The 20926-nt window shown below is 55.1% G+C and carries 20 protein-coding genes; 4 read left to right on the forward strand and 16 right to left on the reverse strand.

Going from position 1 to position 20926, the window contains the following annotated elements; translation table 11 throughout:
- The first annotated feature begins 3 nt into the window (after positions 1-3).
- The 3 genes from ACIGG6_RS00560 (at position 4) to ACIGG6_RS00570 (ending at position 2818) form a co-directional block, all read left to right on the forward strand.
- Positions 4-681, forward strand: a complete 678-nt coding sequence (locus tag ACIGG6_RS00560; protein ID WP_399841194.1) for a response regulator transcription factor — start codon at positions 4-6, stop codon at positions 679-681.
- Positions 678-2081 (forward strand): ATP-binding protein, encoded by a 1404-nt coding sequence (locus tag ACIGG6_RS00565; protein WP_399841196.1) that lies wholly within the window; start codon positions 678-680, stop codon positions 2079-2081. The genes ACIGG6_RS00560 and ACIGG6_RS00565 overlap by 4 nt, the downstream gene beginning before the upstream one ends.
- 119 nt (positions 2082-2200) lie before the next feature.
- Entirely contained in the window at positions 2201-2818 is a 618-nt protein-coding gene (locus tag ACIGG6_RS00570) for a CBS domain-containing protein (RefSeq protein ID WP_399841198.1), read from the forward strand.
- 136 nt (positions 2819-2954) lie between these two features.
- Here the strand turns inward: ACIGG6_RS00570 and nhaD are convergent, their stop codons facing one another.
- From nhaD to ACIGG6_RS00595, 5 genes are all read right to left on the reverse strand, one after another.
- The gene (gene nhaD, locus ACIGG6_RS00575) at positions 2955-4421 is read right to left on the reverse strand and encodes a sodium:proton antiporter NhaD (protein ID WP_399841201.1); all 1467 of its coding nucleotides are present in this window, start codon (positions 4419-4421) and stop codon (positions 2955-2957) included.
- A 155-nt stretch (positions 4422-4576) separates the two neighbouring features.
- Positions 4577-6403 carry a glutamine--fructose-6-phosphate transaminase (isomerizing) gene (glmS, locus tag ACIGG6_RS00580; RefSeq protein WP_399841203.1) on the reverse strand — a complete coding sequence of 609 codons (1827 nt, stop codon included), beginning with the start codon at positions 6401-6403 and terminating at the stop codon, positions 4577-4579.
- A gap of 73 nt (positions 6404-6476) precedes the next feature.
- On the reverse strand, positions 6477-7862 hold the full coding sequence (glmU, locus tag ACIGG6_RS00585; RefSeq protein ID WP_399841206.1) for a bifunctional UDP-N-acetylglucosamine diphosphorylase/glucosamine-1-phosphate N-acetyltransferase GlmU: 1386 nt from the start codon (positions 7860-7862) through the stop codon (positions 6477-6479).
- Between the two features lies 1 nt (position 7863).
- Positions 7864-8982 (reverse strand): FAD:protein FMN transferase, encoded by a 1119-nt coding sequence (locus ACIGG6_RS00590; RefSeq protein ID WP_399841208.1) that lies wholly within the window; start codon positions 8980-8982, stop codon positions 7864-7866.
- A 28-nt stretch (positions 8983-9010) separates the two neighbouring features.
- Complete coding sequence (locus tag ACIGG6_RS00595) at positions 9011-9811, reverse strand: undecaprenyl-diphosphate phosphatase (protein WP_399841211.1); 801 nt, start codon at positions 9809-9811, stop codon at positions 9011-9013.
- Positions 9812-9998: 187 nt separating this feature from the next.
- Between ACIGG6_RS00595 and ACIGG6_RS00600 the strand changes: the two genes are divergently transcribed.
- Positions 9999-11192 carry a cation diffusion facilitator family transporter gene (locus ACIGG6_RS00600; protein WP_399841213.1) on the forward strand — a complete coding sequence of 398 codons (1194 nt, stop codon included), beginning with the start codon at positions 9999-10001 and terminating at the stop codon, positions 11190-11192.
- Between the two features lie 7 nt (positions 11193-11199).
- Here ACIGG6_RS00600 and mgtE read toward each other — a convergent pair whose 3' ends face one another.
- The 11 genes from mgtE to ACIGG6_RS00655 all read right to left on the reverse strand — a co-directional run bounded on the left by mgtE (position 11200) and on the right by ACIGG6_RS00655 (position 20890).
- Positions 11200-12582: a magnesium transporter gene (mgtE, locus tag ACIGG6_RS00605; RefSeq protein WP_399841215.1), complete on the reverse strand. Its 1383-nt coding sequence runs from the start codon at positions 12580-12582 to the stop codon at positions 11200-11202.
- A gap of 125 nt (positions 12583-12707) precedes the next feature.
- Positions 12708-13136, reverse strand: a complete 429-nt coding sequence (locus ACIGG6_RS00610) for a F0F1 ATP synthase subunit epsilon (protein ID WP_083022917.1) — start codon at positions 13134-13136, stop codon at positions 12708-12710.
- Between the two features lie 24 nt (positions 13137-13160).
- Positions 13161-14540 (reverse strand): F0F1 ATP synthase subunit beta, encoded by a 1380-nt coding sequence (gene atpD / locus ACIGG6_RS00615; protein WP_253502761.1) that lies wholly within the window; start codon positions 14538-14540, stop codon positions 13161-13163.
- Positions 14541-14616: 76 nt separating this feature from the next.
- Complete coding sequence (gene atpG / locus ACIGG6_RS00620; protein ID WP_399841218.1) at positions 14617-15504, reverse strand: F0F1 ATP synthase subunit gamma; 888 nt, start codon at positions 15502-15504, stop codon at positions 14617-14619.
- Between the two features lie 65 nt (positions 15505-15569).
- Complete coding sequence (gene atpA, locus ACIGG6_RS00625; RefSeq protein ID WP_399841220.1) at positions 15570-17114, reverse strand: F0F1 ATP synthase subunit alpha; 1545 nt, start codon at positions 17112-17114, stop codon at positions 15570-15572.
- 16 nt (positions 17115-17130) lie between these two features.
- Positions 17131-17667: a F0F1 ATP synthase subunit delta gene (locus ACIGG6_RS00630; protein WP_172515149.1), complete on the reverse strand. Its 537-nt coding sequence runs from the start codon at positions 17665-17667 to the stop codon at positions 17131-17133.
- 11 nt (positions 17668-17678) lie between these two features.
- A complete protein-coding gene (locus ACIGG6_RS00635; protein ID WP_044628601.1) occupies positions 17679-18149 on the reverse strand; it encodes a F0F1 ATP synthase subunit B in 471 nt (156 codons plus the stop codon).
- A gap of 78 nt (positions 18150-18227) precedes the next feature.
- Positions 18228-18455, reverse strand: a complete 228-nt coding sequence (gene atpE / locus ACIGG6_RS00640) for a F0F1 ATP synthase subunit C (RefSeq protein ID WP_038479860.1) — start codon at positions 18453-18455, stop codon at positions 18228-18230.
- Between the two features lie 79 nt (positions 18456-18534).
- Positions 18535-19362 (reverse strand): F0F1 ATP synthase subunit A, encoded by an 828-nt coding sequence (gene atpB / locus ACIGG6_RS00645; protein ID WP_172515718.1) that lies wholly within the window; start codon positions 19360-19362, stop codon positions 18535-18537.
- A 12-nt stretch (positions 19363-19374) separates the two neighbouring features.
- Positions 19375-19722, reverse strand: coding sequence for an ATP synthase subunit I (locus tag ACIGG6_RS00650; protein ID WP_253502770.1), 348 nt, complete (start codon positions 19720-19722; stop codon positions 19375-19377).
- A gap of 238 nt (positions 19723-19960) precedes the next feature.
- Entirely contained in the window at positions 19961-20890 is a 930-nt protein-coding gene (locus ACIGG6_RS00655; protein WP_399841224.1) for a ParB/RepB/Spo0J family partition protein, read from the reverse strand.
- Between the last annotated feature and the right edge of the window lie 36 nt (positions 20891-20926).

The following is a 20926-nucleotide window of genomic DNA, read 5'->3' on the forward strand; positions in this document are numbered from 1 at the left end:
CTTATGCGCATTTTGCTGGTAGAGGACGACCCCAGTTTAGCCTCGGGTATTCGGCTAGCTTTAAAGCCCGAACACTATACCGTGGATCATCTGAGTGACGGTGCTACCGCGCTCAATGCGCTCACCGAGGGCGAACCGTTTGACGCGGTGATTCTTGATTTAGGCTTACCGCGCCTGGACGGCATGGAAGTGCTGAATGCAGTCAGGCGACACGGCAGTCATGTACCCATTTTGGTACTCACCGCCCGCGATGCTGTGGACAACCGCATCGCGGGGCTCGACGCTGGCGCTGACGACTACCTCACCAAACCCTTCGAAGTGGCCGAGCTAAAAGCCCGCCTGCGTGCTCTGTTGCGCCGTAGCCAGGGCCAAACCAGCAGCCTGCTTAGCTGTCGGGGCATTACCCTTGACCCACACACCCTGCACGTTCGCTATCAAGACGCGTCGGTAACGCTCTCCCGCCGCGAGCTAACGCTACTGCAGGAGTTTATGAGCCACCCCGGCCGAGTATTTACCCGGGATACCCTAACGCGACTGGTTTACGGCTGGGAGGAGGATGTGGAGAGCAACGCCATCGAGGTGCACATTCACCACCTGCGACGAAAGCTGTTTTCCGATGTCATTCGTACCGTACGCGGCATTGGCTACGTCATGGATAAACCCTCTAAGGAAGAGGCATGACATCGATTCGTCAACGCACCTTGGGGCTGGCCCTCTTAGTATTTGGTGCCAGCATGTTAGTGATTGGCTTCATCAGCTATCGCTATGCGGCCCATGAGATCGAAGAGCTTTACGATGCTAGCCTAGCCCAGAATGCACGCCTGCTAGAGGGTTTACTGCAAGCACCGCTGCCCGATGACGACCGCGATGTTCTACTAACCAGCTTGGAAAAAGCGCTGCTACGCGCCGAGCAGTCGGATAAACGCTTTGCAGGTCACCGCTATGAAAGCAAGCTGGCCTTTCAGCTATGGGAAGACGACCGCTTGCTGCTGCGCTCTGCTAGCGCCCACAGTACGCCGCTGGTTCAGCAGCCAGCGGGCTACTCAACGCTCAGCGTGGATGGTTACATTTGGCGGATCTACGTGCTTGAGGTGCCCGATAGCACAAAACGCGTGGTGGTAAGCGAGCGTGAAGATGTGCGCGGCGAGCTAATCAGTGCGGTGGCACTGCGTACGCTGCTGCCAGACCTGATCGGCTTACCTTTCTTAACGCTGCTGCTATGGTGGTCCATCGGCTGGGGGCTGGCGCCCCTTTCCCGCATGGCGGAACAGATCCGTAATCGCGACCCACATAACCTACAGCCGCTAACACTCTATCCGCTGCCCCAGGAGCTAGGCACTATTGCCGGGGCGTTGAACCGGCTCTTAGAGCGGCTGCGCCAGCTGCGTGTGCGCGAGAAACGCTTCATTGCCGATGCCGCCCACGAGCTGCGTACCCCACTGGCGGTGCTGGATCTTCACGCCCAGAATGCCTTAACGGCTGATAACGCGGAGGATCGTGAAGAGTCCCTGTACCACCTGCGCAGCGGCGTTGCCCGCTCGACGCGGCTGGTTTCTCAACTGTTAACGCTAGCCCGCCTAGATCCCGAAGAGGAACCGTTGCCTGAACTGCGCCATGCCAACGTGCTGCTGGAAACCCGAGAAACCCTGGCCAAGCTTTCGCCACTGGCGGCAGAGCGCCAACAGCAGCTGCTGTTAGATGCCGATGATCAAGCCGACTGGACGATGGAAGAGGAGCCCGGTGCGATTGAAACCCTGGTGCAGAATTTGGTCGGTAACGCAATCCAGCACTCCCCCGAGCAGAGCACCATTACGATTACCCTTGAGGCTGCCGTGCTGAGCATTACGCTGATGGTGGATGACCAAGGGCCCGGCATACCGGTTCACGAGCGCAGTCGGGTAGTAGAACGTTTTCAGCGCGCAGGCCCAGGGGCGGGAGCAGGGCTAGGGTTATCCATCGTCGAGCGCCTAGTAAAGCGCCATGAAGGCTTGCTACGACTCGAAGATGCTCCCGGTAATGGCCTACGCATCAGGGCAGTATTAGCAAGGGACGCGCTGACTCAGCGCCATGCAAAAGAATGAGAAAAAATGTAACACCGGCGGACTCTTAAGATTGTGATAAGAATTCCGTGCAAATGTGAAGGTACAGAGCAGGCGTGTAGTGAATGACCTGCTTCTTCACACCACGGAGGTACCCCTCGATGAACCAAACACTGCATTCTCATAAGCCGCTTGTTCAATTCGGTGCTACCCCGCTACTCACCACTCCAGCACCCAAGCAGCTCACCCCGGACAGCCCGGCAATGACAGTACTGACCGATTTTACCCAGGTCATGCCGCAGTCTATTGCCGGAGACACTCCGATTGATGACGCCCACTTTAAAATGCGTCACGGCGGTGTTCGTCTGCTGTTTGTCATGGACAAGCAGGCTCACTGCATTGGCGTGCTCACCGCCAAAGAGGTGATTGGCACTCGGCGCATCAATTTGGCGATGCAGCAGCGCAATCTTGAGCGTTCGGAAGTCACCGCCGCGATGATCATGACGCCCTGGGAAAAACTCAGCGCCATGCCGCTGGAGCAGCTGGCATCGCTCACCATTGAAGATCTCGTGTTATCAATGGAAAGCTTTACCGAGCAGCACCTGTTAATTACCGAACATAAGCCAAATCAGGAACTGAGCGTGCGCGGCATTATCTCTGCCACCGATATTCAAACGGTGATGGGTAGCCGCCTGAATACGCAACTTCCCACCACGGTGGTTCCCATGGCGCGCAGCTTCGCGGACATTTGCCAGGTCATTACCGGACACGATTTATAAGCTTTTTTACGCTTAAGGTAACGAGTTGGCTTTACCACGCTTATTAACCACAGCGCCCCTTATCTTGAGATAAGGGGCGCTTTGTTTGTCTGCCCAGCAATAGAGTGCTAAGCAGGAAAGGACTCACCGGTGCAGGTTAGAACATGCCCGCATTTACCAACAAATGAGCCCCAATACTGGCCGCGTAGCCCAACAAAATGGCCGGAGCCCAACGCAGATGAACCGCAAAGGTATAGATGCCACGAGCTTGGCCCATCAGCGCAACACCCGCTGCCGATCCCATAGATAGCAGGCTACCACCCACGCCAGCGGTGAGTGTAATCAGCAGCCAGTTACCTTCCGACATATCCGGCGCCATGGAGAGCACCGCAAACATTACCGGAATGTTATCCACCACCGCTGAAATCAAGCCCAAAACCACGTTGGCCCATACTGGGTCCCAGCCGCCGTAGAGCGTCTCGGAAAGCAGGCTAAGATAGCCCATAAACCCAAGACCACCCACACACATCACGACCCCGTAGAAGAACAGCAACGTATCCCACTCGGAGCGGGCAATTTTGCTGAAAATATCAAACGGCACCACGCTGCCGAGCTGCTCCAGCTTTTGCCAGTCACCACGGCGGGAGTAGCGTTCACGCTTGCGCTCCAGAGAGCGGGGCAGGCTGCGGCGTAGGTAGTAGCCAAAGAACTGCAGTAAGCCCAGGCCAAACATCATGCCCATGGCGGGCGGTAGGTAAAGAATCGAGTGGCACAATACCGAAATGGCTACGGTAATTAAAAACAGCACAATGATCCGTTTAGCCCCACGCTTCAGCCAGACGTTCTCGGTAAGTGCGGCAGGCTGGCGGTTGACGATAAAGAAGTTCATGATCACCGCAGGCACCATGAAATTCACGATAGCGGGCACCAGGAGCGCGAAGAAGCCTTCAAAGGGCACTTGTCCTGCCTGCCACACCATCAGCGTGGTGATATCACCAAATGGGCTGAATGCGCCCCCGGCGTTAGATGCCACCACGACATTCACACAGCACAAGCTAATAAACTTGTTATCACCTTCGGCGACTTTCAGCACCACCGCGCACATCAGCATAGCCGTGGTCATGTTGTTGGCGATGGAAGAAATACCAAACGCTAAGCACCCGGTAATCCAGAACAGGCTGCGGTAGCTAAACCCCTTGCGCACCAGCCATGCCCGTAAGGCATCAAATATCCGGCGCTCTTCCATGGCATTGATATAGGTCATCGCCACCAGCAGAAACAGCAGAAGTTCGGTGTATTCCAACAGGGTTTCTTTAAAGGCACTTTCCGCCTCATGGGGCATGCCCGCCTGCACATACACCCACGCCACCATCGCCCAGATAAGGCCAGCGGCCACCAGAACAGGTTTGGATTTACGCATGTGGATAATTTCTTCACTCATTACCAAGGCATAGGCAAGAATGAAAATGGTCACAGAGGCAATTCCGGCAAGAGAGGCAGTGAGATCTAATGGGCCGGCAGCAGCATAGGAGAGCGAAGGAAAAGCGAACAGGCAGAGTACGGTCAACAACCAAGCAACACGGCAAGCAGGATGCCGAGTTGCAAGGACGTTAGGTGGTTTCATAGCAGCGTGATCCTGGCAGGGTTAGAGAATACCGCCACGATAATAAGCACACTAACTATGTGCTGCAACGCAGCGATGGCGCATAAGATGCGGCTATTTGCCGCATCTTGTAAAGCGCTTTATTCATCCAACTGCAATTAATTGTGACACGGCACTTATTCGACGGTCACACTCTTGGCAAGGTTACGCGGTTGATCCACATCAGTGCCTTTTAATACCGCAACATGGTAGCTCAATAGCTGCAGCGGCAGGGTATAGAGCAACGGTGCCAGTGCTTCATGCACATAGGGCAGCTCCAGAACGCGGATATCATCTTCGGGGCTAATGCCGACCTCCTTGTCGGCAAATACAAATAGCTGGCCGCCGCGGGCGCGGACTTCTTGGAGGTTGGATTTCAGTTTTTCGAGCAGATCATCATTCGGGGCAACTGAAATTACCGGCATCTCGCTATCCACCAATGCCAGCGGGCCGTGCTTTAGCTCCCCGGCAGGATACGCTTCGGCATGAATATAGGAGATTTCTTTTAACTTCAGCGCGCCTTCAAGGGCAATTGGATAGTGGGCACCACGGCCCAAAAAGAGCGCATGATTTTTTTCGGCAAACGCCTGGGAAAGCGTTTCGATTTGGCTGTCTAGCGCCAACACACGTTGGCATACATCAGGAAGCGTACGCAGTGCGGCGACGATATCTGGATAATCGGCCTGTCCTTTGGCTTTGCTCACAGCCAGCGTGAGCAGCATCAGCGCAATAAGCTGAGTGGTAAACGCTTTCGTCGAGGCCACGCCAATTTCGGGGCCTGCCCGGGTCATTAGCGACATATCCGACTCGCGCACCAGCGAGCTGCCAGGTACGTTACAAATAGCCAGCGAGCCAACATAGTTCAGCGTTTGTGCAAAGCGTAGCGCCGCTAGGGTGTCGGCGGTTTCCCCCGACTGGGAGAGCGTCACAAACAGCGTCCCTTCCGGTACGACCGGGTGGCGATAGCGGTACTCGGAGGCGACCTCTACCTGCACCGGTACCCCGGCGTAGCGCTCCAGCCAGTAGCGTGCCACCAAGCCCGCATGGTAGCTGGTGCCGCAGGCGATGATGTGCACTTGGCGCGTTTTCTGAAAAAGCGCCTGGGCATCTGGCCCAAAGCTCTCTACCAACACGCTGCTGGCACTAAGCCGCCCCTCTAGTGCCGCCTCGATCACCTTAGGCTGCTCAAAGATCTCTTTGAGCATGTAGTGGCGGTACTCGCCTTTACTGGCCGCGCCATCGCCATGCTCAAAGGTATGGATGGGCCGCTCTACCCTGTTTCCTTTGCGATCGACAATACGGATATCGCCATGCTCCCGCAGCTCGACCAAATCCCCCTCTTCCAAGTAGATAAAGCGATCGGTTACCTGCAGCAGCGCCAGCGGGTCGGAAGCTAAAAATGTCTCATCAATACCTACGCCTACCACAAGCGGGCTGCCCTGGCGTGCACCTACCACAACGCCGGGTTCAGCAGCGCTCATGACGCCCAGGGCATAGGCCCCTCCTAAACCACTGACAATCTCTTGAGTAGCATCAAACAGTGTAAGCCCAGCCGCCAGTTTTTCAGCCAGTAAGTGAGCGATCACTTCGGTATCGGTTTCTGACGTAAAGGCATAACCTCTGGCTTGCAGGATCTCTTTAATCTTTTCGTAGTTTTCGATAATGCCGTTATGCACTACGGCAACGTTGTCGCTGCTGTGGTGTGGGTGAGCGTTAGCTTCGGAGGGTTTTCCATGGGTCGCCCAGCGGGTATGGGCAATTCCGCAGTTACCCGGTAGCGCCGCGGTCTCTAGCTGCGCTTCCAACGCAGCCACTTTCCCCAAAGCACGGCGCCGCGTGAGCGTTCCATCGTTAAGCACCGTCATGCCAGAGGAGTCATAACCGCGATATTCCAAGCGCTTAAGCCCTTCCAGCAAAATTCCCTGCACATTACGCTGCGCAACCGCCGCGACGATGCCACACATAGTTCTTCTCCTAAGCTACTTAACCAGTCCGCGCAACGGTAAAACGGCGGCACTGATAGATGAATACGGCTTTTTAATGATTCTTAGCACTAGGCTTTTTAACTTTACTAGGGCGTGGCCAATCAACTTTTTCTAACTGGCGGCTACGAGAGACGGCTAAGGCGTAATCGGTGACGTCTTTAGCAATCGTTGACCCCGCCCCGACAGTGGCCCCTTTACCAACCGAGACGGGCGCTACCAACGCCGTGTTAGAGCCGATAAAGGCATTATCACCAATCTCGGTATGGTGCTTGTTAGCGCCATCGTAGTTACAGGTAATAGTGCCTGCGCCAACGTTGACATCACGGCCAAGGCGAGCATCGCCGACGTAGCTTAAGTGGTTAATCTTGCTGCCTTCACCAACGTCAGCATTTTTGGTTTCCACAAAGTTGCCCACTTTGGCTTTCACGGCTAAGCGCGTACCGGGGCGAAGCCGTGCAAAGGGTCCAATTTGGTTGAGGCCTGCCGCCACTGTCGTGTCAATAACACTATGGCTGTTAATTTCGCTCTCTGCGCCGATGGTGCTGTTTTTGATGACACAGTAAGGGCCTACCCGCACTCCTTCGCCAAGCTCTACATTGCCTTCAAATACGCAGCCCACATCGATGAATACATCATGGCCACAGGTAAGCTTACCGCGTACATCAATTCTTGTTGGGTCGGCCAAGGCAACACCTTGCGCCATCAATGTTTCAGCTATCTGCTGCTGGTAAGCGCGCTCTAAGCGGGCCATTTGCAAGCGGTTATTAACCCCTTCCACTTCAGTGGCGTTATGGGGCTGCGCCGTTGCTACCTTGACGCCTTCACTGGCCGCCATGGCGATCACATCGGTCAGGTAGTACTCGCCCTGGGCGTTTTCTGCGGAAAGCTGGGGCAGCCAGCGCTTCAGTTGAGCACTGGTCATGGCCATAATGCCAGTGTTGCACTCAGTAATCGCTAACTGCTCGTCGTTGGCATCCTTCTGCTCAACAATCGCCACGGCCTGACCATCACTGTCACGCACAATACGCCCGTAGCCACTTGGGTCGTCGAGCGTCACCGTCAAAAGGCCCATATGTTGCTCATCCACCTGAGCCAGTAGATTAGCTAGCGTATCGCGGCGAATCAGCGGCACATCGCCATATAGTACCAGTACAATACCGCTGCCTAAGTGAGGTTGAGCTTGGGCAACCGCGTGGCCGGTGCCCTTCTGCTCCTCCTGCAGCGCAAACGACACTTCGTGCTCTATCAACGCTTCTCGCAGTTGGTCCGCTCCATGGCCAATTACCACATGGGTTCGGCTGGGGTTCAGGCCGCTGGCCGTTTCCAGCACGTGCTGCACCATGGGTTTGCCCGCCAGCGTATGCAGCACTTTGGGCAGCTGTGAACGCATTCGCGTGCCTTTACCCGCCGCAAGAATGACGATATCGAGGTCGTGCATGTTATTCACCTGTCTCCGTTTGGCGATTCGCAGTGGACGTCGCCCAAGGCTCAATTCCCAGTTCATTCACCAGCGCTTCACCAAAATAGTTGACGAATGCCGGACTGGCGAGGCTGCGCCAGCTCTCCCCATCTTTCACTAGCATTAAAATATTCAGGTTATTCTCTACCGCGAGCTGCATACCTTTTTCACTGCCTACTACGGTGAGCGCCGTCGCCCAGGCATCTGCCCAGGCATTTGAGGGATGAAACACAGAGACCGAGGCGAGCTGGTGCTTAATGGGCCGCCCGGTGCGCGGGTCCAGAAGATGGGAAAAGCGCTCACCGTCGACTTCAAAGTAGTTACGGTAATCACCGGAGGTAGCCACCGACATGCCCTCCAACGCAATCACATGTTGCGCTTCCGGTACCCCGCTTTGTGGTACTTCAATACCAATGCGCCAGGGTGTTTGCGCTTCAACGTCACGATAGCCGCGAGCAATCAGCCCACCGCCAATATTGACCAAATAGTTTTCAATTTTTTGCTGGTCCAGGTAGGCGGCAACGCGGTCGGTAGCGTGGCCTTTGGCTACCCCAGAAAGATCAGCAAATACATCCCGGAGGCGACGCGCCTGCATCCGCTGGGTATCCACCTCGACTGCATCGAACCCAATCGTGGCCATGCGCTCGCTTAACTCGGCCTCGCTGGGCACCTCTTCTGGCCGCGCTTCAGGACCAAAACTCCATAAATTCACTACGTCGCCAATGGTGATATCAAACGCCCCCTCACTGGCTTCCGCCACCGAGCGGCTTATCGCCAGCACTTCGATCAGCTCGTTAGAGAGCGGCTGCCACTCGTTGAGCGGCGCGTCGTTAAAGGCGACTAGTTCTGAATCGTCACGGTAGGTCGACATCGCTTGGTCAACGTCTTCCATCTCGGCCAATATGCCCTCTTCCAAAGCATTGGCTTCGCCCTGCGTCAGCGGGTCGACCAGAGTAATTTGATAATAGGTGCCAAAAATACCGCCTTCAAAGCGCACCGGTGACTCCAGCGGCCGATCATTTTCTGAACAGCCCGCCAGCAAAACGCCCACCAGCGCCACGACTCCCACACGCCCAAGCGCGGTTTGATAGCCCTTCATCCAATTTCCTTAAATAAAACGCGCCGGGTTAAAAGTGAAAAAACCACAGTAGCCAAGCACCAAATAGCACCCGATACGCCACGAACGGCTGCATCCCCAGCTTTTTAATTACCACTAAGAAGTAATGAATACATACATATGCGCTGATTCCTGATAACAGCGCCCCTACTAGCATAGCGGGTACATCAATTAAGTGAGGCGCTTTCAATAGTTTCACCGCCTCAAGCCCGCCCGCCAGAACAATCACCGGAATTGAAAGTAAAAACGAGAAGCGCGCCGCCCCTTCACGGTTCATACCCACCATCAGGGCAGCGGTCATGGTGATGCCCGAGCGCGACGTACCTGGAATCAGCGCCAGCACCTGAGCGCCGCCGATGATCAGTACATCTTTTAGGGTCAGCTGATACTCGCTGCGGGTACCGCGCATTTTCCAATCGGCGTAACCCAACAGTAGCCCGAAACCGATCAGGCTAATGCCGATAATCAGCGTTGAGCGCATATAGCCGGAAATAAGATCATGGAGTAAAAAGCCGACGACACATACTGGCAGCGTGGCGACGGTTACCCAAAACGCTAGCCGCGCATCTTCATCAACACCATTGCCTTTTACCGCCGTCAGGCTGCTAGCGACCATTTTCCAAATTTCCTGGCGAAAATAGATCACCACGGCGCTTAAACTGCCCAAATGCAGCGCCACATCGAAGGCGAGTCCTTGATCTTCCCAGGTGGTCAGAACTGGCACCAAAATAAGGTGAGCAGAGCTAGAAATAGGAAGAAATTCAGTGAGCCCTTGTACTACTGCTAACACCACCACTTGGAGCCAATCCATAGATCGTCCTGTCTGTATTACGTTATGAAATGATGTGTACTCGCTTGCAGTGGCGCTAAGGATACACATCCAGCAATTCGTTGTCCGCACCGGTTAAGCATGCGATTTCACAAGAGGGTATAGAGCTTGCGCAGCGGTAAGCTACAATAGGCGTCTATTGGAAATGTGCGTCCCTGCAAGGTACCTCATGACTCAGACCGTAGAAACGCCAGTGGTTCCCAACCGCGAGCTAGATAGCCAAGAGGCCAAGCGCGTTACCTATATTGGCGCTTGGCTAGACGGTTTGCTGAGCGTTATCAAAGTGGCAGTGGGCTTTCTTGTCGGCTCCGCCGCGCTGATTGCCGATGGTATTCACTCGCTCTCTGATCTTGTGACCGATGGTTTTGTGCTGGCGGCCATTCACTATGGCCGCCAGGAGCCAGATAACGATCACCACTATGGCCATGGCCGAATCGAAACTCTCACCACCCTGCTATTGGGCAGCGTGCTGATCTTCGTGGCCGGGGGCATCGCCTGGTCGAGCCTGGATCGCCTGTTTAGCGGTGCCGAAGTCAACGCTCCCGGCATGATAGCCATTGGCATCACCGTGCTCGCGCTACTCAGCAAAGAGTGGATTTTCCGCTATACCATGCGAGTGGCTAAACGGGTGAAGTCCAAACTGCTGGAGGCCAATGCCTGGCACTCGCGCAGCGATGCGCTTTCAACAGCGGTAGTGCTGGTCGCCTTGGTGGGTGCCCAGTTTGGCTTAGGCTGGCTAGATGCCGTGGCCGCTATCATCGTAGGGCTGCTGGTCGGTAAAGTGGGCTGGGATTTGCTGTGGGAGTCGGCCCGAGAACTGGTGGATACTGCCCTTCCAGAAGACATTCAGCAGCAGATGCACGATGTCGCCCGCAGCGTACCTGGGGTGGATAGCGTACACGATCTGCGCACACGCCAATCTGCAGGCTGGGTGATGGTCGACCTGCATGTGGTGGTGGGACCGAAGATCACCGTGTCGGAAGCCCATGAAATCGGAAACGAAGTGAGCCGTCGCCTGCGTCACGAATTTCCTTTATTGACCGACGTGATCTTCCACGTCGACCCGGAAGATGACGCCGGCGAAGGCGACCCCAGCCGCTTGCCCGGCCTGCCGCTGCGTCCAGAAGTGGAAGCGGCGCTGAACGAGCGCTGGTACAAACATCCGGTATGGCGCACGCTGAACGAGCTACAGCTCCACTACTTAGAAGATAAGGTATCGGTATCGCTGATTATTGGCGATGCGGTTCACCAACCGCCTCAATGCTTGGCCAGCCAGCTAAAAGCGCTGGCTAGCGATATTGAGTGGCTTGGTCATGTGGAAGTACTATTTATTACCCGCGCGGCCAGCAGCGCCATGCGTTAAGCCTCTCCTAAACGCCTGACAATATGGCCGTGGCGATACTGAAGTAAATCAGTACCCCAGAAGCATCAATCAGTGTGGTGACCAGCGGCGCCGAGGCGGTGGCGGGGTCCACCTTAAAACGCTCCAGTACGAACGGTAAGCACATGCCGATCATGCTGCCAAACAGCACGATGGTGACCATGCTCAGCGCGACGATGATGGCCACCGCTTCGCCTCCGCGAAAAATACCGATGGGGGCCACGGCAACCGCCATAGTCAACCCTAATGAGCCAGCTACCAACAGCTCGCGCCCGAGCATCTTGCTCCAGTCTTTCACGCCGATATCGCCAGTGGCCATGCCGCGCACCATCAGCGTGGCGGCCTGCGCACCCGCGTTACCACCGCTGCCAATCAGTAAGGGTAAAAAGAACACTAGCGCTACCTGTGCCGCAATAGTGTCCTCAAAATATGCAATGCCCGCTCCCGAAAAGAGGTTGGCAAATACTAACAGCACCAGCCAGAACACCCGCTTGCGATAAAGGCTCCACAACCGCACCCGGCTAACGCCATCTTCCAACTGCCCGATGGACATCCCTTTGTGGATATCTTCGGTGGCCTCTGACTCAGCAACATCCATGGCATCATCGTGAGTCACGATGCCTACCATACGGCCATCGGCATCAACCACGGGCAGCGCCAGCAAGTCGTACCGAGCCACAATTCTCGCCACCTCCTCCTGCGCTTTATCCACAGGGGTTTTGATGACATCTTTGATCATGATGTCATCCACCAACGCCCCAGGGCGCGCGACCATCAGTTGGCGCAGCGACATGGTACCGATCAGTTGGCCGTCATTATCCAGCACGTAAAGCTGGTAGACCGTTTCTGCATCAGGGGCGGTTTGGCGCACGCGCATCATCGCTTGCGACACCGTCATGCCACTGGCTATGGCTACATAGTCAGAGGTCATGATGGCGCCGGCCGTACCTTCCTCATAGCTGGCGAGGCGCTTTAAATCTTCTCGCTCTTGGTGCGCCATACGACGCAACAGCGCTTCACGGCGATCTTCCCCTAGCAGGTTGAACAAGTCCGCCCGCTCATCGGAGCCCATCTCTTCCAGCAGTTTGAGCACTTGGGTATCGGATAACTTCCCGACCACCTCAAGCTGGCTTTCTCCCGGCAGGTAGCCCAACACGTTGGCCGCCCGCTCGGCGGAGAGAATCGCCAGCACGGCAAGCGCGGCGTCAAGCTCGTCATCCTCCTCAATCAGCTCTTCTAAGACATCGCCAATATCTGCTGATCGAATTTCCGCTAGCCGTTCGGCCAGCTGTGTTTTATTCGGCGCTTCCTGGGTAAGCTCTTTCAGCAGCTCACTTTTTAATGCCTGTAGGGCTTCTTCGTTTAGTGCCATCGCCATCTCCTTGTGTGCAGGCAAGCGCCATACTGCTAATCGTATGCTTTAATATCGGACAAAAAAAACGCCCCTTAAACCCTATTACGGGTTCAAGGAGCGTTTTGTTCACGCGCAGCGTGTTGTTAGCCTTTACCCGCCTTTTTGCGCAGCTGCTGAATCGTTCGCAGCTGGGCAACGGCTTCGGCAAGTTCAGCGGCAGCGCGGGTATAATCCAGCTCCGATGACTTGTCGTTAAAGGCTTTCAGCGCCTGCTGACGCGCTTCTTCCGCCGCGGCCTCATCAAGGTCGCTGGCACGGGTCGCTGCGTCGGCAAGGATTGTGACAACGGTAGGCTGGACTTCCATGAAGCCGCCAGAGACAAAGAAGTTTTCTTCCTTGCCATCATCGTGGATCACGCGAACCGGGCCTGGCTGAAGCTCGGTCAGCAGCGGGGTGTGCCCCGGCAAAATGCCGAGGTCACCCATAATCCCTGCAGCTACCACCATCTCGACAGTACCTGAGAAGATGGAATCTTCAGCGCTGACGATATTGCAAGTGAAGCTATTCGCCATAGCGAATCCCCCTAATGGACGGGATTACTTCTTCATCTGGTTGGCTTTCTCGACAGCTTCGTCGATGGAGCCGACCATGTAGAAGGCCTGTTCCGGCAGGTTGTCGTACTCGCCTGCAAGGATGCCCTGGAAGCCACGGATAGTGTCTTTCAGCGACACATATTTACCGGGCGAACCAGTGAAGACCTCGGCTACGAAGAACGGCTGCGACAGGAAGCGCTGGATTTTACGCGCGCGGGCAACGGCCAGCTTGTCTTCATCAGACAGCTCGTCCATACCCAGAATCGCGATGATGTCCTTCAGTTCCTTGTAACGCTGCAGAACGTTCTGAACGCCACGAGCAACATCATAGTGCTCTTCGCCTACGACCAGCGGATCCAACTGACGTGAAGTGGAGTCCAGCGGGTCAATCGCGGGGTAGATACCCAGCTCAGCGATTGAACGCGCCAGTACCACGGTCGCATCAAGGTGGGAGAAGGTGGTCGCCGGCGACGGGTCGGTCAAGTCATCCGCAGGAACGTAAACGGCCTGTACGGAAGTGATAGAACCGGTTTTCGTAGAGGTGATACGTTCCTGCAGAACGCCCATCTCTTCGGCCAGTGTCGGCTGATAACCTACCGCAGACGGCATACGACCCAACAGGGCAGATACTTCGGTACCGGCCAGGGTGTAACGGTAGATGTTATCGACGAACAGCAGAACGTCACGGCCTTCATCACGGAATTTCTCAGCGATGGTTAGACCGGTCAGCGCCACGCGCAGACGGTTGCCGGGCGGCTCGTTCATCTGACCATACACCAGCGCTACCTTGTCGATAACGTTGGATTCGGTCATTTCATGATAGAAGTCGTTACCCTCACGCGTACGCTCACCTACACCGGCGAATACAGAGTAGCCGCTGTGCTCGGTAGCGATGTTGCGGATAAGCTCCATCATGTTAACGGTTTTACCTACACCCGCACCGCCGAACAGACCAACTTTACCGCCTTTTGCGAAGGGGCAAACCAGGTCGATGACTTTGATACCGGTTTCCAGCAGCTCGTTAGAAGCCGCTTGGTCAGCATAGCTCGGTGCTTTACGGTGAATCGGCATGCGCTCTTGCTCGCCGATCGGGCCTGCTTCATCGATCGGCTCGCCGAGCACGTTCATGATGCGACCTAGCGTTTCCTTACCTACCGGTACGGAAATCGCGGCACCTGTGCTGGTCACGTCCATGCCACGCTTTAAGCCCTCAGTGGAGCCCATGGCAATGGCGCGTACTACGCCGTCGCCCAGCTGCTGCTGGACTTCGAGGATGGTCTCAACATCGGAGACCTTCAGCGCGTCGTAGACCTTGGGCACAGAGTCCCGCGGAAACTCTACGTCAATCACCGCGCCGATGATTTGTACGATACGTCCGCTCATCTTGGTTCCTCTCAAAAACCTGCAAATGAAACCTGTCTGCCGGGAGCCACCTAAGCGATGGCAGGCTCCCTAGGCGTTATACGGCTGAAGCGCCGCCGACGATCTCGGAAATTTCCTGGGTGATGGCGGCCTGACGGGCCTTGTTGTAAACCATCTCCAGATCGTCGATCAGGTTGCCCGCGTTATCAGTGGCACTCTTCATAGCGATCATTCGGGCGGCCTGTTCGCACGCACCGTTTTCGACTACCGCCTGATACACCTGCGATTCGATGAATCGAACCAACAGGCTGTCTAGCAACGCCTTGGCATCCGGTTCATACAGGTAGTCCCAGCTTCCGGGACGGGCGTTTTCTTCGTCATGCTTAGCGTCTGCGCCCATATCGGACGACAGAGGAAGAAGCTGACGCACTACCGGCCGCTGCGTCATGGTATTAACGAACTCGTTATACACCACGTATAAGCGGTCTAGGCGTCCTTCATCGTACGCTTCAAGCATCACCTTAATGCTACCGATCAGACCCTCAACGGTCGGTGATTCCCCTAATCCGCTTTTTGCAGCAATCAAATTGCCACCGTAATTGCGGAAGAAGGCACCGGCCTTCGAGCCGAGGGCGCAGAAGTCTAGCTCAGCGCCTTGCTGTTTCCAGGCAACAGCGTCTTTTACCACTGCCTTGAACAGGTTGACGTTTAAGCCGCCACACAGGCCACGGTCGGTGGAAACCACGATATAACCAACGCGCTTTACCTCGCTACGCTCGACCATATAGTCGTGCTTGTACTCGGGGTTTGCGTCAGCAATGTGGCCTACCACGTTACGAATCTGCTTGGCGTACGGCTGGCCAGCCTTCATCAGATCTTGCGCTTTACGCATTTTCGATGCAGCTACCATTTCCATGGCACTGGTAATCTTCTGCGTATTTTTAATGCTCCCGATCTGGGTGCGTATCTCTTTTGCAGCTGCCATAGCGATCTACCCTTCGTTCGTGGCTCTCAGAAAGCATGCAAGCCCGCCCGCAGGCGGGCCGGACATTACCAGCTCTGAGTCGCCTTGAACTTCTCGAGACCTGACTTCAAGCCGTCCTGAATCTCGCCGTTGTAGTCGCCGGTCTGGTTGATCTTATCGAGCAGCTCGCTGTGCTCAGACTTCATGTAATCGTGCAGAGCACGTTCGAAGTCCAGCACCTTATCGACGCTCACGTCATCCAGGTGACCTTCGTTAGCGGCGTACAGAGACAGCGCCATTTCTGCAACTGACATCGGCGAGTACTGCTTCTGCTTCATCAGTTCGGTAACACGTTGACCGTGCTCAAGCTGCTTACGCGTGGCTTCATCAAGGTCAGAGGCAAACTGCGAGAACGCCGCCAGTTCGCGGTACTGAGCCAGGGCCAGACGAACACCGCCACCCAGCTTCTTGATGATTTTGGTCTGCGCAGCACCACCTACACGAGAAACCGAGAGACCTGCGTTAATCGCCGGACGAATACCGGAGTTAAACAGGTTGGTTTCCAGGAAGATCTGACCATCGGTGATAGAGATAACGTTGGTCGGTACGAATGCCGATACGTCACCACCTTGTGTTTCGATGATCGGCAGTGCGGTCAAGGAACCGGTTTTACCTGTCACTTCACCGTTGGTGAACTTCTCAACGTAGTCAGCGTTAACGCGCGCAGCGCGCTCCAGCAGACGTGAGTGGAGATAGAAAACGTCACCCGGGTAAGCTTCACGGCCCGGCGGACGACGCAGCAGCAGCGATACCTGACGGTACGCAACGGCCTGCTTGGAAAGATCGTCATAGACAATCAGCGCGTCTTCACCGCGATCGCGGAAATATTCACCCATGGTGCAGCCAGAGTAGGCGGCCAGGAACTGCATCGGTGCCGGATCGGCAGCGCCTGCAGCTACAACGATGGTGTGATCCATCGCGCCGTGTTCTTCAAGCTTGCGCACCACGTTAGCAATGGTCGACTGCTTCTGACCGATGGCGACGTAGACACAGGTGACGCCTTTGCCTTTCTGGTTGATGATCGCATCAATGGCAATGGCAGATTTACCAATCTGACGGTCACCGATGATCAGCTCACGCTGACCACGACCGATTGGCACCATGGCGTCGATGGATTTCAGACCAGTTTGGATCGGCTCGTCAACGGACTGACGGGTAATAACGCCAGGCGCTACTTTTTCTACCGCGTCGGTCAGTTTAGCGTTGATATCGCCTTTGCCATCGATGGGGTTACCCAGCGCGTCGACAACGCGACCAATCAGCTCAGGGCCTACCGGAACTTCCAGAATGCGACCGGTACACTGAGCGGTCATGCCTTCTTCAAGCTGTAGGTAGTCACCCAGGACAACAGCACCGACGGAGTCACGCTCCAGGTTCAGTACCATGCCGAAGATGCTGTTGGGGAATTCGATCATTTCACCAAACATCGCGTCTTCGAGGCCGTGAATTTTCACGATACCGTCGGAAACGCTGACGATGGTGCCCTGATTACGGGCTTCGGATGCGACGTCAAGCTTCTCAATTCGCTGCTTGATGATGTCGCTGATCTCGGAAGGATTCAGTTGCTGCATGCCATGTCCCTCAGACTCAAGCGGTCAGTGCTTCAGAAAGGCGGTTCAATCGACCACGCACCGAACCGTCAATGACGGTATCGCCGGCACGCAGGATGACACCGCCAATAAGCGACTTGTCCACCTGAGTAGTAATGGAGATTTCGCGATTCAAACGTTTCTTGAGCGCGTCTGCTAGCTTGGTCTGCTGTTCGCCGTCCAGCTCATAGGCGGACGTAACGGTCACTTCAACACGCTGTTCATGTTCGGCACGCAGGTACTCGAACTGTTCAGCGATAAAGGGCAGTGCCGTCAGGCGACCTTGGTCGGCCAAGGTATCCAAAAAGCGTGACAAATCGTCGTTCTGCTGTTCCGGCAACATATCGGAAAGCAGCGCTACTTTTTTGTCATTCTCAAGTTTTGGACTGCCCATCAAGCGACGAAAGTCGCTGTTAGCAACCGCAGCGCTTAAAAAACTAAGCGCCTGAGACCAGCTATCAAGCGCCTCATGATCACGCGCGTATTCAAACGCCGCCTTAGCGTAAGGACGAGCGACGGTAAGTAATTCCGCCATGGGTCACCTCCTTACAGTTCAGCAGCAAGCTCATCAAGTAACTTGCGATGTGCTTTCTCGTCGACCGAAGCTTCTAATACACGCTCGGCACCAAGGATGGCGAGGTGAGAAACCTGGGCACGAAGCTCGTCTTTTGCACGATTCACTTCTTGCTCAATTTCGGAACGAGCGCTTGCCATCAGGCGTTCGCCTTCAGCGCGAGCCTGTTCGCGTGCTTCTTCGATCATTTGAGCAGAGCGCTTGTTGGCTTGCTCGAGAATTTGAGAAGCCTGCTCCTTGCTTTCACGCAGCGTTTGCTCAGCGCGCTCTTGAGCTAGCTCAAGGTCGCGAGTCGCACGGCTGGCTGCGTCCAAGCCATCAGCAATCTTTTTCTGACGCTCATGAAGCGCGTTGCTGATCGGAGGCCACACATACTTTATGCAAAACCAGACAAAGATCGCGAAGGCGATCGTCTGCCCGATAAGCGTCATGTTGATATTCACAGGGATGTACCTCTGACAAGTTCGTGGCGACCGGAGTGAAACAAAACCGAGCGGGTTAGCCGCTCGGCGATGCAATCATTAACCGGCAACAACGAAGATCAGGTACATCGCGATACCAACACCGATCATCGGAACGGCGTCCAGCAGACCGGCCATCAGGAAGGTTTTGGTCTGCAGTTGGTCGCCCAGCTCAGGTTGACGAGCAGTAGACTCGATCAGTTTGCCACCGAGGATAGCGAAACCGATACCGGTGCCCAAAGCGCCCAAGCCGATCATGATGGAGGCAGCAATGTAGATAAGTTCCATGGTAATGCTCCTAGTTTTTCAAGTTTAAGTGCAAGGTTGAGGGTTAAGGTTAAGGGTTAATCTCACGCAAGCGGTGCGCTTAGTGATGCTCGTGAGCAGCACTGAGGTACACCACGGACAGAACAGTAAAAATGAATGCCTGCAGGACAACGATCAGAATATGGAAAATCGCCCACGGCACATCCAACAGCCAAATTGCCCAGAATGGCAGCATGGCGATCAGAATAAAGATAACTTCACCTGCAAACATGTTGCCGAATAGACGCATTGCCAGGCTGAACGGCTTCACCAGCAGAGCGACAATTTCAAGCAACAGGTTGAAAGGAATCAGCGCCCAATGGTTGAACGGCGTCAACGACAGCTCCTTGGCAAATCCACCTACGCCTTTCACTTTGAAGCTGTAGTAGAGAATGAGGCCAAAGACGCCCAACGCTAAGCCTAGGGTGGCGTTAACGTCTGTCGTCGGCACGATTTTCATATAATCGACGCCTAACTTGCTGAACAACACCGGAAAGTAATCGACCGGAATGATTTTCAGCGTGTTCATGAAGAGAATCCACACGAACAGCGTTAGCGCTAGTGGGGCAATAATAGGATTGTGGCCCTTGAAGGCGCCTTTAATCATGTCTTCTACGAACTCGAAGACCATCTCAACGGCGTTTTGCAAACCGCCAGGCACCCCAGTAGTCGCCATTTTACCGGCTTTACGGAATAGGAAAATGAACAGCAAGCCCATGGCAATCGACCAACCCATGGTATCCAAGTGGATCGCCCAAAAGCCCATTTCACTTGCTTCTTCAGCAGAGTGCGCCAACGACCAGCCATTCTCTGGGTGCTTACCAAAGGTTAAATTCTGCAAGTGGTGCTGGATATAGTAAGTCGTTGAGACTTCGTTACCTGCGGCCATAGACATGTCACCTCAATTAGTTGCGCGGTGCCTTAGCATCAGCAATGGAGCCAGCCAATGTGTCAGAACAATCGCGACATAAGCGCTAAAAAAGAAAGCTGGGTTTGAGGGGGGCACGGCAACAAATACGGCTGTAAAGAGTGCCACCGTCAAACCAAACTTACCTGCCTCGGCGCGCAGCAGCATCGCTGACCGCTGAGAAACGTTCGTATGTAAAAACCCCATCCGATAGACAAAAAAGGCATGTGGCAACAATGCGACAAGAGCGCCTTTCAGTACTGAGGTCACGCCTGCTAGCTGTGTCGATGAATACGCAAGCAACATAGCCATCAGCGTCACTAGCAGTTGAATAATGGCCAACCGTAGGATGTACGCTTTACGTCGCTGGGTCTCAATTCGCTGCATATTTCCCCAGTACGTCAAATGAACGGCCATTATTGCTTTGGCAGGTAGGTGACTTAATACCAACCTGCACAAATCTTGCGCGATTATAGGGAAGCACTATCACACCTTCAACCGAAGTTGCACGGAATTCGCGCGTTTCAGCATCGACTTGCGACCAAAGGGCTAAAAATAGGCCGCATCTTTCATTAGCGTGCTATTTAATATGCGCTAGAATTCCATCCAGCTCTTCAAGGCTTGTATAACGAATAGTGACTCGGCCTTTGCCTTTTTGACCATGATCAATCGAAACAGGCGCGCCGAGAAGCTCGCCCAGATGGGTTTCTAAGCGGGCCACATCGGGTGTTTTGGCTGACTGCTTGGCAGAAGATACAGGCGCCTGGTGGGTTTGCACCTTTTTCACCAACGCTTCGGTATCGCGCACGGTAAGGTCTTTATTGACCACTTCATGGGCGACTTGGCGCTGCTGTGCACTATTTAACGAGAGCAGTGCGCGAGCGTGCCCCATATCTAAATCGCCCCGCTCTAGCAGGGTTTGCACCTCTGGGTCGAGGGCCAGCAGACGAAGTAAGTTGGCAACCTGGGTACGGGACTTACCCACTGCATCGGCAATCTGTTGCTGAGTGAGTTCAAATTCATCACCTAAACGCTTCAGCGCAATCGCTTCTTCAATGGCGTTAAGGTTTTCCCGCTGGATGTTTTCAATCAGCGCTAAGGCCAGCGCGACTTCATCACTCACATGGCGTATGACCGCCGGAATAACGTCCAGCTCGGCCAGTTGCGCGGCGCGCCAGCGGCGCTCACCGGCAATAATTTCATAGCGGTCTTTACCTACCGGACGCACCACGATGGGCTGCATCACGCCTTGGGCACGGATCGAGTCGGCAAGCTCTTCCAGGGCTTCAGGCTGGATGTCTCGGCGGGGCTGATACTTTCCGCGCATCAGTTGCCCAAGTGGCAGACGCTCCAGGCGTTCAGCCATTGCGTCATCTACCGCCACGTCTGGCACCGGGGCGTCGGCGCTCTCAAGCGTTGCGCCACCGGTCAGGTCTAAACTGTCACGACGACGTGCGCCCGCACCAATCAGGGCATCCAGGCCACGTCCTAGCGCGCGTTTACGCGTCATTCGCTTTCCCTCGTACTTTTAACGTTACGTGCTTTG

The organism is Vreelandella lionensis (assembly GCF_044543515.1).
GTDB lineage: Bacteria > Pseudomonadota > Gammaproteobacteria > Pseudomonadales > Halomonadaceae > Vreelandella > Vreelandella lionensis.